Annotated in this window: 14 protein-coding genes and 1 riboswitch; of the genes, 8 read left to right on the top strand and 6 right to left on the bottom strand. The window is 40.5% G+C overall.

Annotation, left to right across the window (positions count from 1 at the left end; genetic code table 11):
* Window positions 1–7: 7 nt before the first annotated feature.
* Entirely contained in the window at window positions 8–1,141 is a 1,134-nt protein-coding gene (locus tag AC07YT_RS08965; RefSeq protein WP_086548850.1) for a histidine decarboxylase, read from the bottom strand.
* Window positions 1,142–1,293: 152 nt separating this feature from the next.
* On the bottom strand, window positions 1,294–2,901 hold the full coding sequence (locus AC07YT_RS08960) for a S41 family peptidase (protein ID WP_086548851.1): 1,608 nt from the start codon (window positions 2,899–2,901) through the stop codon (window positions 1,294–1,296).
* Between the two features lie 190 nt (window positions 2,902–3,091).
* Between AC07YT_RS08960 and murQ the strand changes: the two genes are divergently transcribed.
* From murQ to AC07YT_RS08920, 8 genes are all read left to right on the top strand, one after another.
* A complete protein-coding gene (gene murQ / locus AC07YT_RS08955; protein ID WP_086548852.1) occupies window positions 3,092–3,895 on the top strand; it encodes an N-acetylmuramic acid 6-phosphate etherase in 804 nt (267 codons plus the stop codon).
* An 89-nt stretch (window positions 3,896–3,984) separates the two neighbouring features.
* Complete coding sequence (locus AC07YT_RS08950) at window positions 3,985–4,551, top strand: hypothetical protein (RefSeq protein ID WP_086548853.1); 567 nt, start codon at window positions 3,985–3,987, stop codon at window positions 4,549–4,551.
* Between the two features lie 38 nt (window positions 4,552–4,589).
* Window positions 4,590–5,345 carry a Bax inhibitor-1/YccA family protein gene (locus AC07YT_RS08945; protein ID WP_086548854.1) on the top strand — a complete coding sequence of 252 codons (756 nt, stop codon included), beginning with the start codon at window positions 4,590–4,592 and terminating at the stop codon, window positions 5,343–5,345.
* 116 nt (window positions 5,346–5,461) lie between these two features.
* A riboswitch (SAM riboswitch) is annotated at window positions 5,462–5,566 on the top strand.
* Between the two features lie 121 nt (window positions 5,567–5,687).
* Window positions 5,688–9,389 carry a methionine synthase gene (gene metH, locus AC07YT_RS08940; RefSeq protein WP_086548855.1) on the top strand — a complete coding sequence of 1,234 codons (3,702 nt, stop codon included), beginning with the start codon at window positions 5,688–5,690 and terminating at the stop codon, window positions 9,387–9,389.
* Between the two features lie 73 nt (window positions 9,390–9,462).
* Entirely contained in the window at window positions 9,463–10,416 is a 954-nt protein-coding gene (metF, locus tag AC07YT_RS08935; protein ID WP_025146299.1) for a methylenetetrahydrofolate reductase [NAD(P)H], read from the top strand.
* A 126-nt stretch (window positions 10,417–10,542) separates the two neighbouring features.
* Window positions 10,543–11,934, top strand: coding sequence for a pyridoxal phosphate-dependent decarboxylase family protein (locus AC07YT_RS08930; protein WP_086548856.1), 1,392 nt, complete (start codon window positions 10,543–10,545; stop codon window positions 11,932–11,934).
* Between the two features lie 45 nt (window positions 11,935–11,979).
* On the top strand, window positions 11,980–12,282 hold the full coding sequence (locus AC07YT_RS08925; protein ID WP_086548857.1) for a hypothetical protein: 303 nt from the start codon (window positions 11,980–11,982) through the stop codon (window positions 12,280–12,282).
* Window positions 12,283–12,360: 78 nt separating this feature from the next.
* Window positions 12,361–12,774: a tail fiber domain-containing protein gene (locus tag AC07YT_RS08920; RefSeq protein WP_086548858.1), complete on the top strand. Its 414-nt coding sequence runs from the start codon at window positions 12,361–12,363 to the stop codon at window positions 12,772–12,774.
* A 349-nt stretch (window positions 12,775–13,123) separates the two neighbouring features.
* Here the strand turns inward: AC07YT_RS08920 and thrC are convergent, their stop codons facing one another.
* The 4 genes from thrC to AC07YT_RS08900 all read right to left on the bottom strand — a co-directional run.
* Window positions 13,124–14,431 (bottom strand): threonine synthase, encoded by a 1,308-nt coding sequence (gene thrC / locus AC07YT_RS08915; RefSeq protein WP_086548859.1) that lies wholly within the window; start codon window positions 14,429–14,431, stop codon window positions 13,124–13,126.
* A 92-nt stretch (window positions 14,432–14,523) separates the two neighbouring features.
* Window positions 14,524–15,456, bottom strand: a complete 933-nt coding sequence (locus AC07YT_RS08910; RefSeq protein ID WP_086548860.1) for a homoserine kinase — start codon at window positions 15,454–15,456, stop codon at window positions 14,524–14,526.
* A gap of 15 nt (window positions 15,457–15,471) precedes the next feature.
* Window positions 15,472–17,925: a bifunctional aspartate kinase/homoserine dehydrogenase I gene (gene thrA / locus AC07YT_RS08905; RefSeq protein ID WP_086548861.1), complete on the bottom strand. Its 2,454-nt coding sequence runs from the start codon at window positions 17,923–17,925 to the stop codon at window positions 15,472–15,474.
* 926 nt (window positions 17,926–18,851) lie between these two features.
* Window positions 18,852–19,122, bottom strand: a 271-nt coding sequence (locus tag AC07YT_RS08900) for a hypothetical protein (protein WP_494945284.1), incomplete at its 5' end; no start/stop codon positions are given.

Raw genomic sequence — 19,122 nt, 5'->3', positions numbered from 1 at the left:
TAACAGGTTAATCCTGCAACATCATTTCAGCTTTAAGATCAGCAATTAAAAGATCGATATGTGATTGCATGACGTTTGGCATACAGATGATATGCGAATGTCCCTGTTCTGCTGCCAGCTGCCATTTTTTACAGATGTTTGCAGATGGGGTAGGGAAGTTCACGGTGATGGCATTTACATTCCGCCAGGCTGCAATACCAATCGCTTTAAGTTTGTTTTCTGTATAAGCTGCTGTTGCCAAACTGTGCATCGCCCTGCTTTTTAATCCTGCTAAGCCCAAGCGTTTAATGCTGTGCCATAGAAATAAGGGACTATGGCCATTTCTGGATCCGGTAATGGTGGTATCAACACTTCCGATATAAGCTACTGAACGGGCAATGCGGTCACGGTTCGATTTTTTGGCCACCACCACTCCGCAAGGCATCGGCGAGCCGAAAAACTTGTGACCACTAATGGCAATGCTGTCTGCACCATCTTCAAAGTCGAATGCTGGTCTTGGCTCAATTAAGGCACTGTACGTGCCAGACAGTGCCGCATCGGCGTGAATATAATAATGTTGGATAGCCAGTTTTTTTAAAATGCTTTTAATTTTGGCCACATCATCACGCGCTTCGGTCATGGTGGTGCCAATATTGGCCATAATAATAACAGGCATATGGCGGTTCATCCTGATGGTGTGTTCAAGGTCTTCGTAATCGATTTCTCCGTTTTCCTGTGTGCGGATCACGATGTTCGACATATTGAGTAGATGCAGGTTTTTTTGAACGCTATAATGTGTAGCTTCAGAATAATAAACCATTCCTTTAGGATGTAATTCGCGGGCGAGGTATAAGCCATATAGATTGCCTTCTGAGCCACCATTGGTTACATAACCCCACCAATTATCAGCAGGGGCACGGAAAAGTTCGGCAAAAAACTGCACGACTTCTTTTTCCAGTTCACGAGAGCCTACGCCATAGGTTGAAGTAACAAAAGGATCGCCCAGGTTGTTCATCGGATATTTTAAAAAATCGGATAATGCCTGATAGTCGAAGTCTTTTGAAACAGGATAACCTAAAAATAAATCGGTCTGTTCCTTAACCTTTTCTAATAGATCATTTAATACCTGTTGATCCTTTTCCTGTAATTTGCTCGCTTCCATAAAAAATATGATTTACGGGCAAAATTAACAAAACAAAATATAGTATTATGGTTAGTGTTTAATTAAGAATATTATGTTGTATTATTTGGTTTGGTCGAAATTAAAATTTAATTCTAGCTATGCATTTATCCTCCATGAAATATAAAATATGGCTACTGAAGGTTAAGGAGTGCTTGCCTTACCGCATTGTCGGTCTGGTTTGCTGCCTTGTAGTAGCCCACATCGCCCAGGTAATAGCGACAAAGCAAAGCTTTAAGGTCGTTTAAGATCACATTTTTCGAATTGTATAACTGGAAACGATCTATTGTTACATTTTTGCGTTGTAGAAACCCGATAAAGTCTTTAAAGTCGTTATCGTTCATGGTAAAAATATTGATGTTCTGCTCTACAAAACTGGCGCTGTACTTATTGGTGAGGACATTAAATACATAATCAGAAAGTACTTTCTTGCTCACCAGGTTACTGTAAAACTTATTGTAGCCTGTTGTATCTAATTTCACAAATACATCTGGCTGGATACCACCAATGGGCTTAATTTTTCTGCCAGGCTGAACATTTACGCCTTCAGCTTTCTCAATAGAATCCTGAAAAGAGGTACGGTCTCCGGTAAGCTCTCCATCCATCATGCGTTCGTCTAATTCATGTTTGTAGGCATCATAACCTTTCTTGTACGATTTTTGAATGCTACGGCCGGATGGGGTATAATATCTCGCGATGGTTAAGTTCAGCGCTGAGCCATCGCCAAAGGCAAATTGTTCCTGTACCAAACCTTTACCAAAAGAGCGGCGGCCAACTATAATCCCGCGCCCCAAATCCTGAATGGCCCCAGCTACAATTTCGCTGGCAGATGCGGTATTTTCATTAATCAACACCGCCAGTTTACCATTTTGAAAAGCACCTGTTCCGGTAGAGAAATAATCGGTACGTGGTTCGTGTTTGCCCTGTGTATACACGATAAGTTTATTCTCTGCTAAAAACTGGTCGGCCAAACCTGTAGCTGCGGTAAAATAACCACCGCCATTATCACGTAAATCAAGAATCAGTTTTTTCATGCCCCTTGCTTTCAGGTTATTGGCTGCAGCAGAGAAATCGTTATCGGTATTGGCGCCAAATTTACTAATCCGCACATAACCTGTTTCGTTATTGATCATGTAGGCGGCATCAATGCTACTGATGTTTACTTTTCCACGGGTAACCATAATGCGGTTACTTTGCGGAGCGCCCGGGTGTAAAAGGACTACACTCACACCAGTACCTGATCTACCTTTAAAACGACCGGTAAGTTGATCTTTGGGCAGGTTTCGTCCGCTTACTACAGCCGTATCAATACTCAGGATTTTATCGCCCAATTTAATGCCCGCTTGGTAAGCCGGTCCGTCTTTAACCACACCGGTCACCATCATGGTATCGTTAAGCATGTAATATTCTATGCCTACACCTTCAAAGTTCCCTTCCAGGTTATCGGTCATATCTTGCGCATCAGTTGGTGGCAGGTAAACACTATGCGGATCGAGTTGGTGTAAAACGCTATCGATAGGTAAATTCTGAAGCGAATCGGTATTGATGTCATCAACATAATTGCCGTTGATGATGTGTAGGATTTCGTTTAATTTTTCGTCGCTATTGCTGGCTAGCTGAGGACTCTTTTTAATGCCAAAGCCTTGATCTTTAATAAATTTTATGCCCAAAAACATACCCACTATTAAAATTACAGAATAGCTTACAGCGATCAGTATGTTATTTCGGGTATTTTTTTTCATCAGCGTTACTGCAAATTTATGAAAATTAGCGAGTTGATATATTTTTTAACTGCATTTTCATGTCTTTTGTTTATAATATTTAACATTAATTAACGGGGGGAAGGCTTCACTTGAAATTTATGACAGATATTTTTGGGTTTTTAGCGCAGTTTTTAGAAAGAATTTACCGAATTTTATCAAAATTAAATTTATGAATAGAGTTACCGAGCAAGAATCTAACTATGACCACATCGATCAGATGTCGGTGTTAGAAGTTTTGCAGGGCATTAATAACGAAGATAAAACTGTAGCATTTGCAGTTGAAAAATCTTTGCCTCAGATCGAAAAATTAACTTCGGCAGTTGCCGAGCGCATGAAAAAAGGTGGTCGTCTTTTTTATATTGGTGCAGGTACGAGCGGCCGTTTGGGTGTAGTAGATGCATCAGAATGCCCGCCTACATATGGTGTTCCTTTTGATTGGGTTGTTGGGATAATTGCCGGTGGCGATACTGCAATTAGAAGAGCAGTAGAATTTGCTGAAGATGATGCCGAACAAGCCTGGAAAGATCTTCAGGAATTTGAAATTAATGAAAAAGATTGTTTGGTTGGCCTGGCCGCATCGGGTACTACACCGTATGTAATTGGTGGTTTAAACACGGCACGTAAGCATGGCATTTTAACGGGTTGCATTGTTTGTAATACCGGCGGACCTATTGCTGCAGAATCGGATTTTCCGGTTGAAGTGGTGGTTGGACCTGAGTTTGTTACCGGTTCTACACGGATGAAATCGGGCACTGCACAGAAACTGGTGTTAAACATGTTAAGCACTACTGTTATGGTTCAACTGGGGCGTGTTGTGGGTAATAAAATGGTTGATATGCAGTTAACCAATCATAAACTGGTAGACCGCGGTACACAAATGGTTGCCGATGAGTTAAATATTGGTTATGAGGAAGCCGCCGAATTGTTAACCCGTTACGGAAGTGTACGTAAAGCTGTTGCAGCAAGACATTAAAAAGGAGAGCATGTTTGAGTGATAGAATTAAAGAATGATTGAGCTTAGCACAATACCAAACATTCACTCATTCATAATTAGAAAGAAGTATGCACGAAATTGAGCCTTATTATCAGTGGAGAGATGATTACATTTCGGCAGAAGATGAGCGATCGCCATTTTACAATACCGAATATTCAGAACTTTACTTCGATAAGCAGATTTATAACTTTTTATTGCACCCGCAGTGGGACGAATTTGGTTCGAGTACCCTGTACATGAAGGTGTTATATGCCGATTACGATCGCAGTTATGCCATTATCGAGTTTATAGGCGAGTGGAATGATGCCATTAATAACGATATTATGCTGCTGAAACGCGATATTTTAGAGCTGATGATGGATGAAGGTATTAATAAATTTATCCTGATCGGAGAAAATGTGCTAAATTTCCATGCTTCTGACGATAGTTATTACGAAGAGTGGTTTCAGGAAGTAGAAGACGGCTGGATTGTTGGGGTAAATTTTCAGCAACACGTTATTACCGAGTTTCGCGACAATAACATCGATTATTACATTAACTTTGGTGGTGCTTTTGACAACCTGCCATGGCGCACCTTAAAACCTTTACAGTTCTTTAAAAAAGTTGAAGAACTACTGACAAAAAGATTAAACTAAATATTTATTTTTATATAGTTAAATACATAAAATTTAAAATGGAACAACAAAATTATCAATATCAGGACAACAGTGTTTTTGTACAGGAAAAATCTGCATCTAAACGTTTCTTCGGAAATGTTTTCTTATGGATGTTCGTCGCATTAGCTGTTTCTACAGTTGCAGCTTATTTTATCGCCAGTACACCGGCGGTATTGGATTATCTTTTATCCTATAACCCACAAACAGGTAAGGGCGGCTTTACCGTTTTAGGATACATCGCAATATTTGCTCCTCTAGGATTAGTATTCTTAATGGGTGCTGGTATGCAGCGAATGTCTTATCAGGCATTAATCGGTGTGTTTTTGCTTTATTCTATATTAACAGGAGTAATGCTCAGCTTTATCTTGTTAACTTATTCCTTGCCATCAGTTGTAATTAGTTTTGCTGCGGCTGCTGCGATATTTGCGGTAATGGCAATAATGGGATATACCACAGATACCGATTTAAGTAAATTTGGCCCTATATTATTTGCAGGTGTAATCGGTTTGGTGATCATCAGCATAATCAATATGTTTTTAGGTAGCTCAACATTGGGTTACATTATGGGTTTTATCGGAGTGGCGATTTTTACTGCATTAACTGCGTACAAAGTTCAGGAGCTTAAAAGAATTGGTGAAGGATTAGATGAAAATGGAAACACTTTAGGTGTAAATGAGAGCAAAAAGCTAGCAATTATGGGTGCGTTGTCGCTTTATATCACTTTTATCAACTTGTTTTTGTCGCTGTTACGCATTTTCGGTAACAGAAGATAAACCTAAATAACAGAACAATATTCTTAAGGCTGCGCAGTTTTGCGTGGCCTTTGTAATTTTATTTGGTAGCGAAGCGATAATTTTTGGAATTGATGTTGCTTTGTTGCATTTTTGTATGCTTATTAAGAAAGACGGAGGGATTAGACCCAACGAAGTCTTAGCAACCTGTAACCATACAAGGTGCTAAATTCTATTCTGCAAATAGCGGAAACAGATAAGTTTAGGATTACGATTCACGTACCAACTTTTTAAATAAGCCTTTTAGGATGTAATAATGTATAATGGAAGATGTATGATGTGTCTTGCCATTTTCCATTTTCCATCCCACATTTTACACAACAAATGGGTATAAGAGAAGAATTAGAAAAACGTATTTTGGTGATTGATGGTGCAATGGGTACCATGATTCAGCGATATACCTTAACCGAAGAAGATTTTAGAGGGGAGCGATTTAAAAACCATCCCTGTGATGTAAAAGGCAATAACGATTTGCTCAACATCACACGTCCGGATATTATTAAAACAATACACCTGGAGTACCTGGCGTCTGGTGCCGATATTATCGAAACCAACACATTTAGTACACAGCGCATTTCCATGGCCGATTACCAGATGGAAGACCTTTCTTACGAAATGAGTTTCGAAGGTGCACGTGTAGCAAAAGAAGCCGTAAACGAGTTTATGGCTGCAAATCCAGACCGTAAATGTTTTGTGGCTGGTGCTATTGGCCCAACCAACCGTACCCTTTCCATGTCGCCTAATGTAAACGACCCTGGTTTTAGGGCGGTTTATTTTGATGAGCTGGAAGCCGCTTATTACGAGCAGGTACGTGGTTTGGTTGATGGTGGTTCGGATGTATTATTAATCGAAACCATTTTCGATACTTTAAATGCTAAAGTGGCCATTGTAGCCATTAAAAAATATGAAGAGGTAATTGGCCGTAAACTGGAGATCATGATTTCCGGCACCATTACCGATGCTTCCGGAAGGACACTTTCAGGTCAAACTGCCGAAGCTTTCTTAAACTCTGTCATGCATGCAAAACCATTAAGTATTGGTTTTAACTGTGCTTTGGGTGCTAAAGAAATGCGTCCGCATATTGAGGAACTCGCTGCAAAAGCAGGTTGTTATGTTTCGGCTTATCCGAATGCAGGCTTGCCAAACGAATTTGGTGCTTATGATGAACAACCGCACGAAACGGCACATTTGGTTGATGACTTTATTGCATCAGGTTTTGTGAACATCGTGGGAGGCTGTTGTGGTACTACACCAGAACATATTGGCTGTATTGCTAAAAATGCAAGGAAAGCCGAACCCCGCAAAATTCCGGTACTGGAGCCTTACATGCGTTTAAGCGGATTGGAGCCTGTAACCATTACCCCGGAGAGCATTTTCGTAAATATTGGTGAAAGAACCAATATTACAGGATCTCCTAAGTTCTCCAAGCTGATTTTGGGTGGCGATTACGAAGCTGCACTGGCTGTTGCCTTACAACAGGTTGAAGGTGGTGCGCAGGTAATTGATGTGAACATGGATGAAGGGATGTTGGATTCAGAAGCCGCGATGACTAAGTTTTTGAACCTCATTGCTTCTGAACCGGATATTGCCAAATTGCCAATCATGGTCGATTCATCTAAATGGTCGGTTATCGAAAATGGCTTAAAATGTTTACAAGGAAAAGGCATCGTAAACTCCATCTCATTAAAAGAAGGTGAAGATAAATTCCGCGAAAGCGCCCGCAAAATTATGCAATACGGTGCTGCTGTGGTAGTCATGGCTTTTGATGAGCAAGGTCAGGCCGATAATTACGAGCGCAGGAAAGAGATTTGTAAAAGAAGTTACGATATCCTGGTAAACGAAATTGGTTTTCCGGCAGAGGATATTATTTTCGACCCGAACATCTTAACCGTAGCAACAGGACTCGAAGAGCATAACAATTATGCTGTCGATTTTATAAATGCCACCCGTTGGATCAAAGAAAACCTGCCTCATGCTAAAGTGAGCGGAGGGGTTTCTAACATTTCTTTCTCTTTCAGGGGGAATAATACCGTTCGCGAAGCGATGCACTCTGCATTTCTTTATCACGCCATCCAGGCTGGTTTAGATATGGGGATTGTGAACGCCGGAATGTTGGAGGTTTATCAGGAAATTCCACCCGAATTGTTAGAAAGGGTAGAAGATGTGCTCTTAAACCGCAGAGACGATGCCACGGAGCGTTTGGTAGAATATGCCGATACCGTAAAATCGAAAGGTAAAGAGGTGGTTAAAGATGAAGAGTGGCGGAAAGGTTCTGTTGAAGAGAGATTATCTCATTCCTTGGTTAAAGGAATTGTTGAATATCTGGATGATGATGTGGAAGAAGCCAGACAAAAATATGCCCGCCCGATTCAGGTGATCGAAGGGCCATTGATGGACGGGATGAACATTGTAGGTGATTTATTCGGTGCGGGAAAAATGTTCTTGCCTCAGGTGGTAAAATCGGCAAGGGTAATGAAAAAAGCCGTGGCTTATTTATTGCCGTTTATCGAACAGGAGAAACTGGATAATCCGGATCAGGATCAGAATTCGTCAGCAGGAAGAGTATTGATGGCGACTGTAAAAGGTGATGTGCACGATATTGGGAAAAATATTGTGGGCGTAGTACTGGCTTGTAATAATTTCGAGATTGTTGATATGGGCGTAATGGTTCCGGCACAGGAAATCATTAAAAAAGCCAAAGAAATAAATGCCGATATTATTGGATTAAGTGGATTGATTACGCCATCACTAGATGAAATGGTTCACTTTGCTAAAGAAATGGAGCGCGAAGGTTTTACCATTCCATTAATTATAGGTGGTGCCACAACCTCAAGAATCCACGCTGCAGTAAAAGTAGCGCCAAATTATTCAGGACCTGCTATCCACGTGTTAGATGCTTCCAGAAGTGTTACCGTTTGCAGCACCTTGATGAATCCGGAAACAAAAGATGAATATGTAGCAGGCATCAGGGCTGAATATGATAAAGCCCGTGAAGCGCATTTAAATAAACGATCGGATAAACGTTTTAAAACACTGGAAGAAGCCCGCGAAAATAGGTTTAAGATCGATTTTCAACCCAACTTACCTGTTCCGGAATTTACAGGAACAAGGGTTTTCGATAATTATCCTTTAGAAGAACTGGTTCCTTACATCGATTGGACACCATTTTTCCATACCTGGGAACTTCGTGGCAGTTATCCGAAAATTTTCGACGATAAAAATGTAGGCGACGAAGCGAAGAAACTTTTTGATGATGCACAGACCTTATTAAAACGCATCCTCGACGAAAAACTGTTAACAGCAAGAGCCGTAATCGGTTTCTGGCCAGCAAATACAGTAGGAGACGATATTCAGTTGACAGTTGATAGTTCCCAGTTATCAAACGATTCCAAACTGAAAACTGAAAACTCCCAACTGGTAACTATTCACACCCTCCGTCAGCAGGCCGAAAAAGTAGATGGTCAGCCTTATTATGCTTTATCTGATTTTATTGCGCCGAAGGAAAGTGGCATTCAGGATTATTTTGGTGGTTTTGCAGTAACGGCAGGTATCGGGATTGATGAACTGGTCAATGAGTTTGAATCGAATTACGATGATTACAACAGCATTATGGCCAAAGCGCTGGCCGATCGTTTGGCAGAGGCTTTCGCAGAACGTATGCACGAACGTGTCCGTAAAGAATATTGGGGTTATGCACAGGATGAAAATTTGAGCAACCAGGAATTGATTAAAGAAGAATATGCAGGTATCCGTCCGGCACCTGGTTATCCTGCCTGTCCGGAACATACTGAAAAAGGAACTTTATTCCAGTTACTTGATGCGGAGAATAAAATCGGATTGCACTTAACCGAAAGTTACGCCATGTATCCAACAGCGGCGGTAAGCGGATTTTATTTCGCGCATCCCGATTCGAGGTATTTCGGTTTAGGGAAAATCACCAAAGATCAGATTGAAGACTATGCCATCAGAAAGAATATGCCGGTTGAAGAAGTGGAGCGGTGGTTAAGTCCGAATTTAGCTTATTAACCCCCAGCCCCTACAGGGCAGGGAATTGTATACAAATTAAAATTTAAAGTCCCGATTATTCGGGATTAGGGTTATGAAGATTACAGACCATATAAAAAACGCAAAGGGTAAAACCTTATTCTCTTTTGAATTATTACCGCCTGTAAAAGGACAAAGCATACAATGGATTTATGATGCGATTGAACCACTATTGGAGTTTAATCCACCTTTTATTGATGTGACTTCACTCCGTGAAGATTACATTTATAAAGAACAAGCCAACGGTTTGTTACAAAAGGTATCTTATCGTAAGCGTCCGGGTACCATTGCCATTTGTGCGGCCATTATCCATAAATATAAAGTTGATGCTGTTCCGCATTTAATTTGTGGTGGGTTTACCAAAGAAGAAACCGAAAATGCATTGATCGATTTACAGTTTTTGGGTATTGATAATGTGCTGGCCTTACGAGGCGATGCACGTAAGGCAGATGGAAATTTTGTTCCTACACCAGGCGGGCACTGTTATGCTACAGATCTGATTGAGCACATTAAAAACCATAATGAAGGTAAATTTTTGCACGAAGATGTTGAAACCTTTAAAAGCGATTTCTGTATTGGCGTTGCCGGTTATCCTGAAAAGCATTTCGAGGCACCTAATATGAGTACCGATTTTAAATACCTGAAAAAGAAGGTAGAGGCAGGAGCTGAATTTATTGTAACGCAGATGTTTTTCGATAATCAGAAATATTTCGATTTCGTAAAGAAATGCAGGGAAAACGATATCAATGTACCGATTATACCAGGATTGAAGCCCATCAGTACCTTGTCGCAGTTGAATGTGTTGCCTAAGATTTTTCACATCGACTTACCTGATGAGTTGACCGATGCGCTATCGCATGCTAAAAACAATAACGAGGCAAAAGAAATTGGTACGGAAGCGATGATTAAACAATGTAAAGAACTGATTGATTTTGGCGCTCCGGTATTACATTTTTATACGATGGGTCGCCCTGAGCAGACGAAAAAGATTGCGAAGGCTATTTTTTAGCCTAAAAAGCATCGTCATTGCGAGGCACGAAGCAATCTTAAAGCGCTGGGTTAATTAGCGATCGTTGTAGGATTGCTTCGTGCCTCGCAATGACGTATTTTTCTTTATTCCATAAACATTATCATCATGAATAATTTAAATACCGACCAACAAAACCTTGATGCCATCTTAACAACGGTTAAACAGCAGGGCATAGATTATTTAAATCATATTCATGAACGGCCAACAGCCGGTAATACAGAAGTTGAAATCATCCGCGATTTAAGCGATCAGGGTTCTGGTGCCATCGAAGCACTGAAGCAGTTTAACCAACGTTTTGAACCTATTATGGTGGCCTCATCTGGTCCCAGATATTGGGGCTTTGTAACCGGTGGAACAACACCTGCGGCTATCGCCGGCGATTGGTTATCAACGATATATGATCAGAATACGCAAAGTGCAAAAGGTAATGGCGATGTTTCAGCGATCATCGAACTGGAAACCATTCAGTTATTACTTTCGTTATTTAACCTACCCAAAGATTTTTTCGGTGGTTTTGTAACAGGTGCTACACTTTCTAATTTTACCTGTCTGGCTGTTGCCAGACAATGGATTGGCAAACAATTTGGGAAAGATTTCGCCAGGGAAGGCGTGTCGGGCAATGTAAAAGTGTTATCTGCCACACCACATTCATCAGCCATTAAATCCTTATCGATGCTGGGTTTGGGAAGTGGCAATTTTATCCAAGTAAACGTCCTGCAGGGCAACCGCGAAGCCCTGGATGTTAGCGATCTGGAACTTAAAATACAGGAACTAAAAGGAGAACCTTTTATCTTAATTTCTAGCGCCGGAACGGTAAATACGGTGGATTTTGATGATTTTGAAGCCATCAATCTCTTAAAAGAAAAATATAATTTCTGGTGGCATATCGATGCCGCTTTTGGCGGTTTTGCCGCTTGTTCGCCTAAATACAGTCATCTGCTTAATGGCTGGGGAAATGCTGATAGCATTACCGTCGATTGCCACAAGTGGTTAAATGTACCCTACGAAAGCGCTGTGTTTTTGGTGAAAGAAAAACACCAGTTGCTGCAGGTAGAAACTTTTCAGAATTCAAATGCAGCCTATTTGGGCAATCCGATGGAAAATTTTAGTTATTTAAATTTCCTGCCTGAAAACTCCCGCCGCCTAAAAGCTTTACCTGCATGGTTTACACTGACCAGCTACGGAAAACAAGGCTATCAGGAAATTGTAGAAAGTAATGTTGAAGTGGCTTTACAGTTTGGCGATTTCATTAATGAAAATCCAAACTTCGGATTATTGGCACCAGTGCGTTTAAATACCGTTTGTTTTTCGCTAACCGATGAAAGTTTAGTGGCAACATTCCTGAATAAATTAAATGAAAGCGGAAAAGTATTTATGACTCCTACCTTTTATAATGGGAGGAAAGGAATCCGTGCTGCGTTTGTAAACTGGAGAACGTCAGCTGCTGATGTTGAGCTGGCCATTGCCACAATGCTCGAAATTCTTACAGAACTTTAACCTTAAAATTATTGTTTTTAAGGCCTAGGGCTTATATTTGCAGGAATGAAGTTTTATGTCCTTAAATACATCCTCATTAGCTGCATAGCACTAGCTTTTTTCTTGAAAGTGAGCCATGTGGTTTCGTATTTAAGTTATTCTGCCGACAATGTTGAACATTTGTCTACAAACGACGACGCAACAGAGAAAGAAGAAAAGAAAGTGGAACCCGAATATGCCATTCAGCAGATCATGTTTCACGGCGATATGAATTTTACCCTTCAAACTTCAAAAAAGGTAGTTATTCCTGATCATTCGTTTCAGCTGGCTTACTTTCCGGAAGTTTTAACACCGCCACCTTCCGTATAAACTCATCTTTTTAAGTTTATTTTCTGTTTCGCAAACGCGGAACCAATTTTCTATTTCAAAAATTACAACCTAATATATATGAAACGAGCAATTTCATTCGCAGTGCTGTTAATCGCTGCCTCTTTAAAAATCAGCGCACAAGAAGTGGTGCAAAACAATGTTAAACCGGTAGAAAATGCCTTAGGCCAGGTTACTAAACTCGAGCCGGTAAGTTTTACCTATGATAAAGCCTGGGCTGAGAAGTTGAAGTTATCTGCTAAACCACAGTATGGTTTTGTGGGTGCCGATGCAAAGGCAGCCGTTCCAGGGATCGTTTCGGTGCAGTCAAAAGATTACAGTTCCGGAAAAAATGCTTTTAAAAGCGCCACCATTACCAAGGTTGATTATGAAAGTTTAGTGCCGCTTTTGGTGGCCAGTATAAAGGAACAACAGTTACAGATTGAAGAATTGCAACGCGAGTTGAAAACATTAAAATCGCAAGGCGCTAAATAATAGAAATGAGTCGTCATCTCGACTGAAGCGCAGTCCCGAACGTTTGGGAGAGAGATCTATCTCTTTAGATTTCGTTCAGAAGTTGGTCCGGATTTGTAATCCGGACCTTTGTCCTTCGGATTTATAATCCGATTTAAGCTTTAACATTGGTTTTTTATTAAGGATTAAAAATCCTTAGCTCTGTAGACGGGATTGCAAATCCCGCCTAGCAGTGAGTATGAAATAGGCATACTAATCTTATAGTACGTCATTCCCGCGTAGGCGGGAATCTTAATGCCTGTTACCTGCATTAGGATTCCCAATCAAAGTTGGGAATGAGTAACTTTCGAAATAGATTATATTTTACTTACTACCCTTTAAGCAAATACTTTTTAAACCCTTCAAAATCCACACCTAACTGATCAGCATGTTTCGGTTTGCTTTCTAAGGCTTTTACCTGCTCAGGGATTTCTATTTTAGCGGCGATATCTGCAGGGAAAATATCAGGGAATTTACAGGCGTGTGCCGTAGATAAGAAAACAGCTGCACTTTCGTCTGATGGGTTTTCCCTTCTGTATTTTTCAACTGCCAAATAAGCAATCGCGGTATGCGGACAAGCCACATAGTTTAATTTGCTGTTTATTTCTTTAATGCCTGCTAATGTTTCATCATCAGTAAAACGGTAAGCAGTAACCACTTTTTTTATGGCTTCCACATCCTTATGAAACAGATCCATAATGCGCACCCAATTGCTTGGCGCGCCAACATCCATGGCATTCGAGTAGGTTTGGGTCGATGGCTTGGTTTCATAAACACCGCTTTCTAAAAAGCGTGGAACGGTATCATTAACATTGGTAGCTGCGATAAATTGTTTAACAGGTAACCCTAATTTATAGGCCAGTAAACCTGCGCCAATATTCCCGAAATTTCCGCTTGGTACAGAAAACACCACATCTTTAAAACCTTGCTTTTTCAGTTGCGCATAGGTGTTGAAATAGTAAAATGTTTGTGGAATCAATCTCGAAATATTAATTGAATTGGCTGAAGTCAATCTAAATTTAGCATTCAGCTCGTCATCAGCAAAAGCCTGTTTAACCAAAGCCTGGCAATCATCAAAAGTTCCTTTAACTTCAACAGCCCTGATATTTTCGCCGTTGGTGGTTAACTGCAGTTCCTGTATCGGACTCACTTTCCCTTCCGGGTAAAGTATGGTTACCCTGGTATTGGGTACACCCAGGAAACCTAAGGCTACTGCGCCACCAGTATCGCCGGAAGTAGCAACCAGCACATCTAAAAGTTGTTCGCCATCTTTTAAGAAATAAGCCATCACACGGCTCATAAAGCGGGCACCAAAATCTTTAAACGCTAAAGATGGACCATGGAACAATTCGAGAACATAGGTTTTGTCATCTAATTTAACCGCTGGTGCTTCAAAATTTATGGCATCATCAATTAAAGCTTTTAAATCTTCAGCTGGAATTTCATCCTTTAATAGGGTTGAAGCTATTGTGTAAGCAATTTCAGGTAAAGCATATTTTTCGATATTCTGTATGAATTCGGGGTCAAGCTGTGGGATTTCAATAGGCATATATAAGCCTTTATCCTGCGGCATGCTATTAAAAACGGCTTCTTTGAAAGAAACACGTAAATCTTTATTGTTGGTTGAGTATAGTTTCATTTTTAATGAGGTTGGAGGGTTGAAAGGTTGAAGGTTGGAAGGTTTTGGATGCTTAGCCCTCCACCTTTAAACCCTCTACCTTCCAGCCTTACTTAAAGTACTTTTGGTCCTTCGGCGTTAACCGGAGAAACAAAAGCTTTGCTGTTAATATTTATTTTGTGTAAATGTTGCTGTTGCGATTTGGTTATTTTTCTGGCCGTTTCTTCGTCTTTGGTTAATGAGAAGACAGATGGACCAGAACCTGAGATTCCGAAACCGATTGCGCCGTTTTCCATTGCGAGTTTTCTCATTTCTTCAAAACCAGGAATCAAAATCGAACGTGTTGGCTCTACCAGAACGTCTTTCATGCTTCTGCCAATCAGATCAAAATCATTCATAAATAGTCCACTCACTAAACCTGCAACATTTCCCCACTGGGTAACGGCATCTTTTAAGGCCACTTTGCTGCGGATCATTTGTCGTGCATCTTTAGTCGGTACATCTACTTCAGGGTAAACAATTGCGGCATACATGCCGGCAGGAGTAGGTAAAGAGATTACATCAAGTGGATCGTAACTTCTCACCAGTACAAAACCACCTAACAAAGCAGGGGCAACATTGTCGGCATGACCATACCCACAGGCAAGTTCCTCGCCTTTCATCGCGAAAGGAACCAGCTCTTTAGTGCTTAATAAATCGCCCATTAATTTGTTAATGGCAAATAAGCCAGCAACCGTACTGGCCGAACTTGAGCCCAGGCCGCTGCCAATCGGCATTTTCTTATGCAGTTCAATTTCTACGCCTACATCTAAACGGTTGATATGCTTTAAGTAATGTTGTACACTCGCACTTACGGTATTTTTCGCTGCATCTAAAGGCAATCGACCATCATCGCCGGTAATTCCTTTGATCACCACGCCAGGTGTATCGGTAAATCGCATTTCAACTTCATCACCAGGTTCATTTACAGCGAAACCCAATACATCGAAACCACAAACTACGTTGGCAACGGTTGCCGGGGCGAAAACTTTTATACTATCTTTCATTATTAATTGCCTTAACTATTTATTTAATGTACCTACATTGATGATATCTGCAAAAACGCCTGCCGCGGTCACTTCTGCACCTGCACCCGGGCCTTTTACCACCAATGGACGCGATTTATACCGGTCTGTAGTAAAAGAGATAATATTATCGCTTCCCGATAACATATAAAAAGGATGACTGTCATCAACCATTTGCAGACTGATTTCTACATTACCATCTTCCAGTTTGCCGATGTAGCGTAAAACTTTTCCATCGTTGGCAGCTGTTTGTTTCAGGTTCTCAAAATAAGCGGCATTAGCCTGTAATTCTGAATAGAAATCTTCTACTGAAGATGCATTTAAACAAGCTTCTGGCAAAATGTTATCGATTTTCACATCACTGGCTTCTAATGGATAACCGGCATCGCGGGCAAGGATCAGCATTTTACGCATAAAGTCTTTTCCATTTAAGTCGTCGCGTGGATCTGGCTCGGTATAACCCAGTTCCTGCGCTTCTTTTACCGTTTCGTAAAAACCGGCCTCGCCTTTGAAATTATTGAAGATGTAAGAAATCGTACCGGATAAAATGGCTTCAATCCGCGCTACTTTATCACCACTCATCATCAGTTCGCGCAGCGTACGGATAATAGGCAAACCTGCACCTACATTGGTTTCGTAATAAAAATCAACACCGAATTTTCGGGCCGTATCTTTAAATGATTTATACTGGGCATAATCGGCAGAGTTTCCCTTTTTATTACAGGTTACCACAGAGATACTGCTCTCGAATATGCCTTGATAAAATTCAATTGGCGATTCTGCAGCGGTATTGTCGACAAAAACACAGTTCGGTAAGTTTAGGGCTTTCATTTTTGCCACAAAACCTGCTAAATCTGCGGGTTCACCATTTGTATTCAACTCAGTTTCCCAGTTTTCTAACGAAAGACCATCGGCGCTGAAAATCATTTTGCGTGTATTGCTAATGCCAGTTACCTTAACTTGTAAATCGTTATTGGCTGCCAGAAATGGCATCTGCTCCTTTAACTGGTTAAACAAAGTTTTGCCGATATTTCCGGTTCCTAAACAGAAAACGTTCAATGTTCTTTTCAGGTCGGTAAAAAAGGCATCATGCACTGCATTTACTGCTTTCGATAGGTCATCTTTGCTGATAATTACCGAGATGTTATATTCTGATGAACCCTGAGCGATAGCCCTTACGTTGATACCGTTGCGGCCAAGCGCATTAAACAAACGTCCGCTCATGCCTGGGGTACGTTTCATGTTTTCACCCACAATGGCCAATACCGCCAAATTATTTTCAACTTCCGGCAGTTCTAGTTTTTTAGCATCCAACTCCAGTTCAAATTCTTTTTTGATTAAAGAAATGGCCTGCGAAGCATCTGTTGGTTTAACCGCGAAAGTAATGCTGTGTTCTGAAGAGGATTGCGTAATCAATACGACATTGATCTGTTCGCGCGAAAGCAGTGAGAATAACCTCCCGCTAAAGCCTGCCTTACCCACCATGCCACTTCCGGTTAGGTTAATGATGCTGATATGATCGATAGAAGAAATTCCTTTTATGGGTAAACTGGATGCTTTTACATCGCTTTTGATATAAGTTCCTGCGAAATCAGGTTCGAAAGTGTTTTTGATCACAATCGGAATCTTTTTCATAAAAGCAGGGATCATGGTTGGCGGATAGATCACCTTTGCACCGAAATAACTCAGCTCCATGGCTTCGGTATAACTCAGCTCAGGTAAAGAGAAAGCCTTTTTCACCATGCGTGGATCAGCAGTCATCATGCCATTTACATCCGTCCATATTTCAATCTCTTCTGCATTTAAGGCTGCACCCCAAACCGCTGCGGTATAATCAGAGCCGCCACGACCTAAAGTTGTTACCCTGCCGGCAGCATTGCTCGCTATAAAACCAGTAACAAAAAGTACTTTGTCTTTATTTTCCTGGTAAAAATTGTTGATCAGCATTTCGGTCAGCTCAGTTTCAACTTTCGCTTGCCCAAAATTACTGTCGGTTTTAATCAGGTCAGATCCATTAACATAAATTGAATCGCCGATGTTTTTCGAGGCAATATGGCTGATCATAAAGGTAGAACAACGCTCACCATAGCTTAAAATCTGATCTTTGGTCTGCAAGCTCAGTTCGCGCAGATTGGCTACTGCCTGTAACAGATCTTCCAGTTCGTTAAAAAAGATCTTTAATCGCGTAAACACAGGGTTTTGTGCAGCCGCAGGTAAAAGCGAGCGGATGACAGCAAAGTGTTTTGCTTCGATTTCTTTTAAATGGGTATCGTAATCTTCACCACGCTCAGCCATTTCGGCCATTTCGGTAAGTAAATTGGTTACACCACTCATTGCCGATAATACAACTACCGGGCTGTTCTTCTGTTTTTCTTCGCCAACCAGGCGTAAGAGGGTTTTAATGTTCTCGGCCGAACCTACGGATGTGCCGCCGAATTTGAGTACTTTCATTAGTTTATATTGGTTTTAACTGTTTGGTACTGCGCAAATTATTTCATCGTTTGTATTGTTGCTTGTGCAGGTTTCATTCAGCATGGGTTAAAAAAAAAGCGTCCCGATTTTCATCGGGACGCTCTCTGTGTTTTATGTTTTTTCAATTTACAACAAATTAGCCCCGCTGGTTTATACCGGTGGTAATAATAATTGTTGTAATAATTGAAGTGTTAAAATTCATCTCGTCTTGGTGTACTTTGTACACCGTAAAGTAGAAGATTATTTTTTTAAAATGCAAATGTTTTTTGAATTTTATTTCGAAATTTCTATTGAAACGTTTAAACAGATGAAATAGCTGTATTTTTTGAACCCGAAACCAAATCATTCCCCTTCTTGAGCGGTATCAGCAAGGCAGTTTATAAGTAGTTTTAAAATCTTTAGAAAAGGTGCTTTGGTAATGCTTCGGTGATGGCAGCCCTGCTAACCGCTATAGTCCCGATGGCAATGCTTTTTCATCGATGGAGAAATCGGGAGCTGCCGCTTTTATCAGGTTTAGTTAAATTTGGGTTGAGGTGTTATTTGGGTTTGCTAGCTTTCTGGCGCATATTCATTCCCCTCCTTTGGAGGGGTGCCTGCAGGGCGGGGTGGAAATGAGTAAGTATAATTAATTCAAAAAAATATATACTCCATGAATACAAAAGGCAATACTACCCATAATAACCACTGGTAAATATTTCTTGAGAAAGAATAATATAAATGCTATAATGTTAGCAAAAACCAAAACCGAACTGATGTAGATATAAGGTTTGGCTACTTCATAAATAATGTCGTTAGGGATAAAATCACTAACCAACTGCATTCTAATCTGTATTATTGGGACTATATTCCAGACTAATAGCAGGAATAAGATTGTTAATGAGATAATCGATAAGCTCTTTAAGCTATTATTGCCTGTCATTTTTTTGATATTCGATATTTTTACTTTCAATAGCATGATCTGTCTGGCTTTCAATTTCACCCGAAAGCACATTATAAAATTTCACTTCATATTTAGTATTGACGAGATCTATCCATTTTTCCCAATCTTCCATGCTTGTATCTTTAATATAGACATCCCTTAAGGAGCCATCAATATAATATATCTTTTTTCTAAGTAGTTCCCAGTTCATTATGATCATGTTACTGCATAAAAATATAATCTTTAATTCATTTCCA

Source organism: Pedobacter sp. GW460-11-11-14-TSB4, from assembly GCF_059423705.1.
The sequence above is the reverse complement of the archived record's forward strand: the minus strand, read 5'-3'. Positions and strand labels throughout refer to the sequence as shown.

Excerpts from the sequence above, each read along its gene's own strand:
- AC07YT_RS08965 (WP_086548850.1), bottom strand. The coding sequence starts at position 1,141 with ATGGAAGCGAGCAAATTACAGGAAAAGGATCAACAGGTATTAAATGAT.
- AC07YT_RS08960 (WP_086548851.1), bottom strand. The coding sequence starts at position 2,901 with ATGAAAAAAAATACCCGAAATAACATACTGATCGCTGTAAGCTATTCT.
- murQ (WP_086548852.1), top strand. The coding sequence starts at position 3,092 with ATGAATAGAGTTACCGAGCAAGAATCTAACTATGACCACATCGATCAG.
- AC07YT_RS08950 (WP_086548853.1), top strand. The coding sequence starts at position 3,985 with ATGCACGAAATTGAGCCTTATTATCAGTGGAGAGATGATTACATTTCG.
- AC07YT_RS08945 (WP_086548854.1), top strand. The coding sequence starts at position 4,590 with ATGGAACAACAAAATTATCAATATCAGGACAACAGTGTTTTTGTACAG.
- metH (WP_086548855.1), top strand. The coding sequence starts at position 5,688 with ATGGGTATAAGAGAAGAATTAGAAAAACGTATTTTGGTGATTGATGGT.
- metF (WP_025146299.1), top strand. The coding sequence starts at position 9,463 with ATGAAGATTACAGACCATATAAAAAACGCAAAGGGTAAAACCTTATTC.
- AC07YT_RS08930 (WP_086548856.1), top strand. The coding sequence starts at position 10,543 with ATGAATAATTTAAATACCGACCAACAAAACCTTGATGCCATCTTAACA.
- AC07YT_RS08925 (WP_086548857.1), top strand. The coding sequence starts at position 11,980 with ATGAAGTTTTATGTCCTTAAATACATCCTCATTAGCTGCATAGCACTA.
- AC07YT_RS08920 (WP_086548858.1), top strand. The coding sequence starts at position 12,361 with ATGAAACGAGCAATTTCATTCGCAGTGCTGTTAATCGCTGCCTCTTTA.
- thrC (WP_086548859.1), bottom strand. The coding sequence starts at position 14,431 with ATGAAACTATACTCAACCAACAATAAAGATTTACGTGTTTCTTTCAAA.
- AC07YT_RS08910 (WP_086548860.1), bottom strand. The coding sequence starts at position 15,456 with ATGAAAGATAGTATAAAAGTTTTCGCCCCGGCAACCGTTGCCAACGTA.
- thrA (WP_086548861.1), bottom strand. The coding sequence starts at position 17,925 with ATGAAAGTACTCAAATTCGGCGGCACATCCGTAGGTTCGGCCGAGAAC.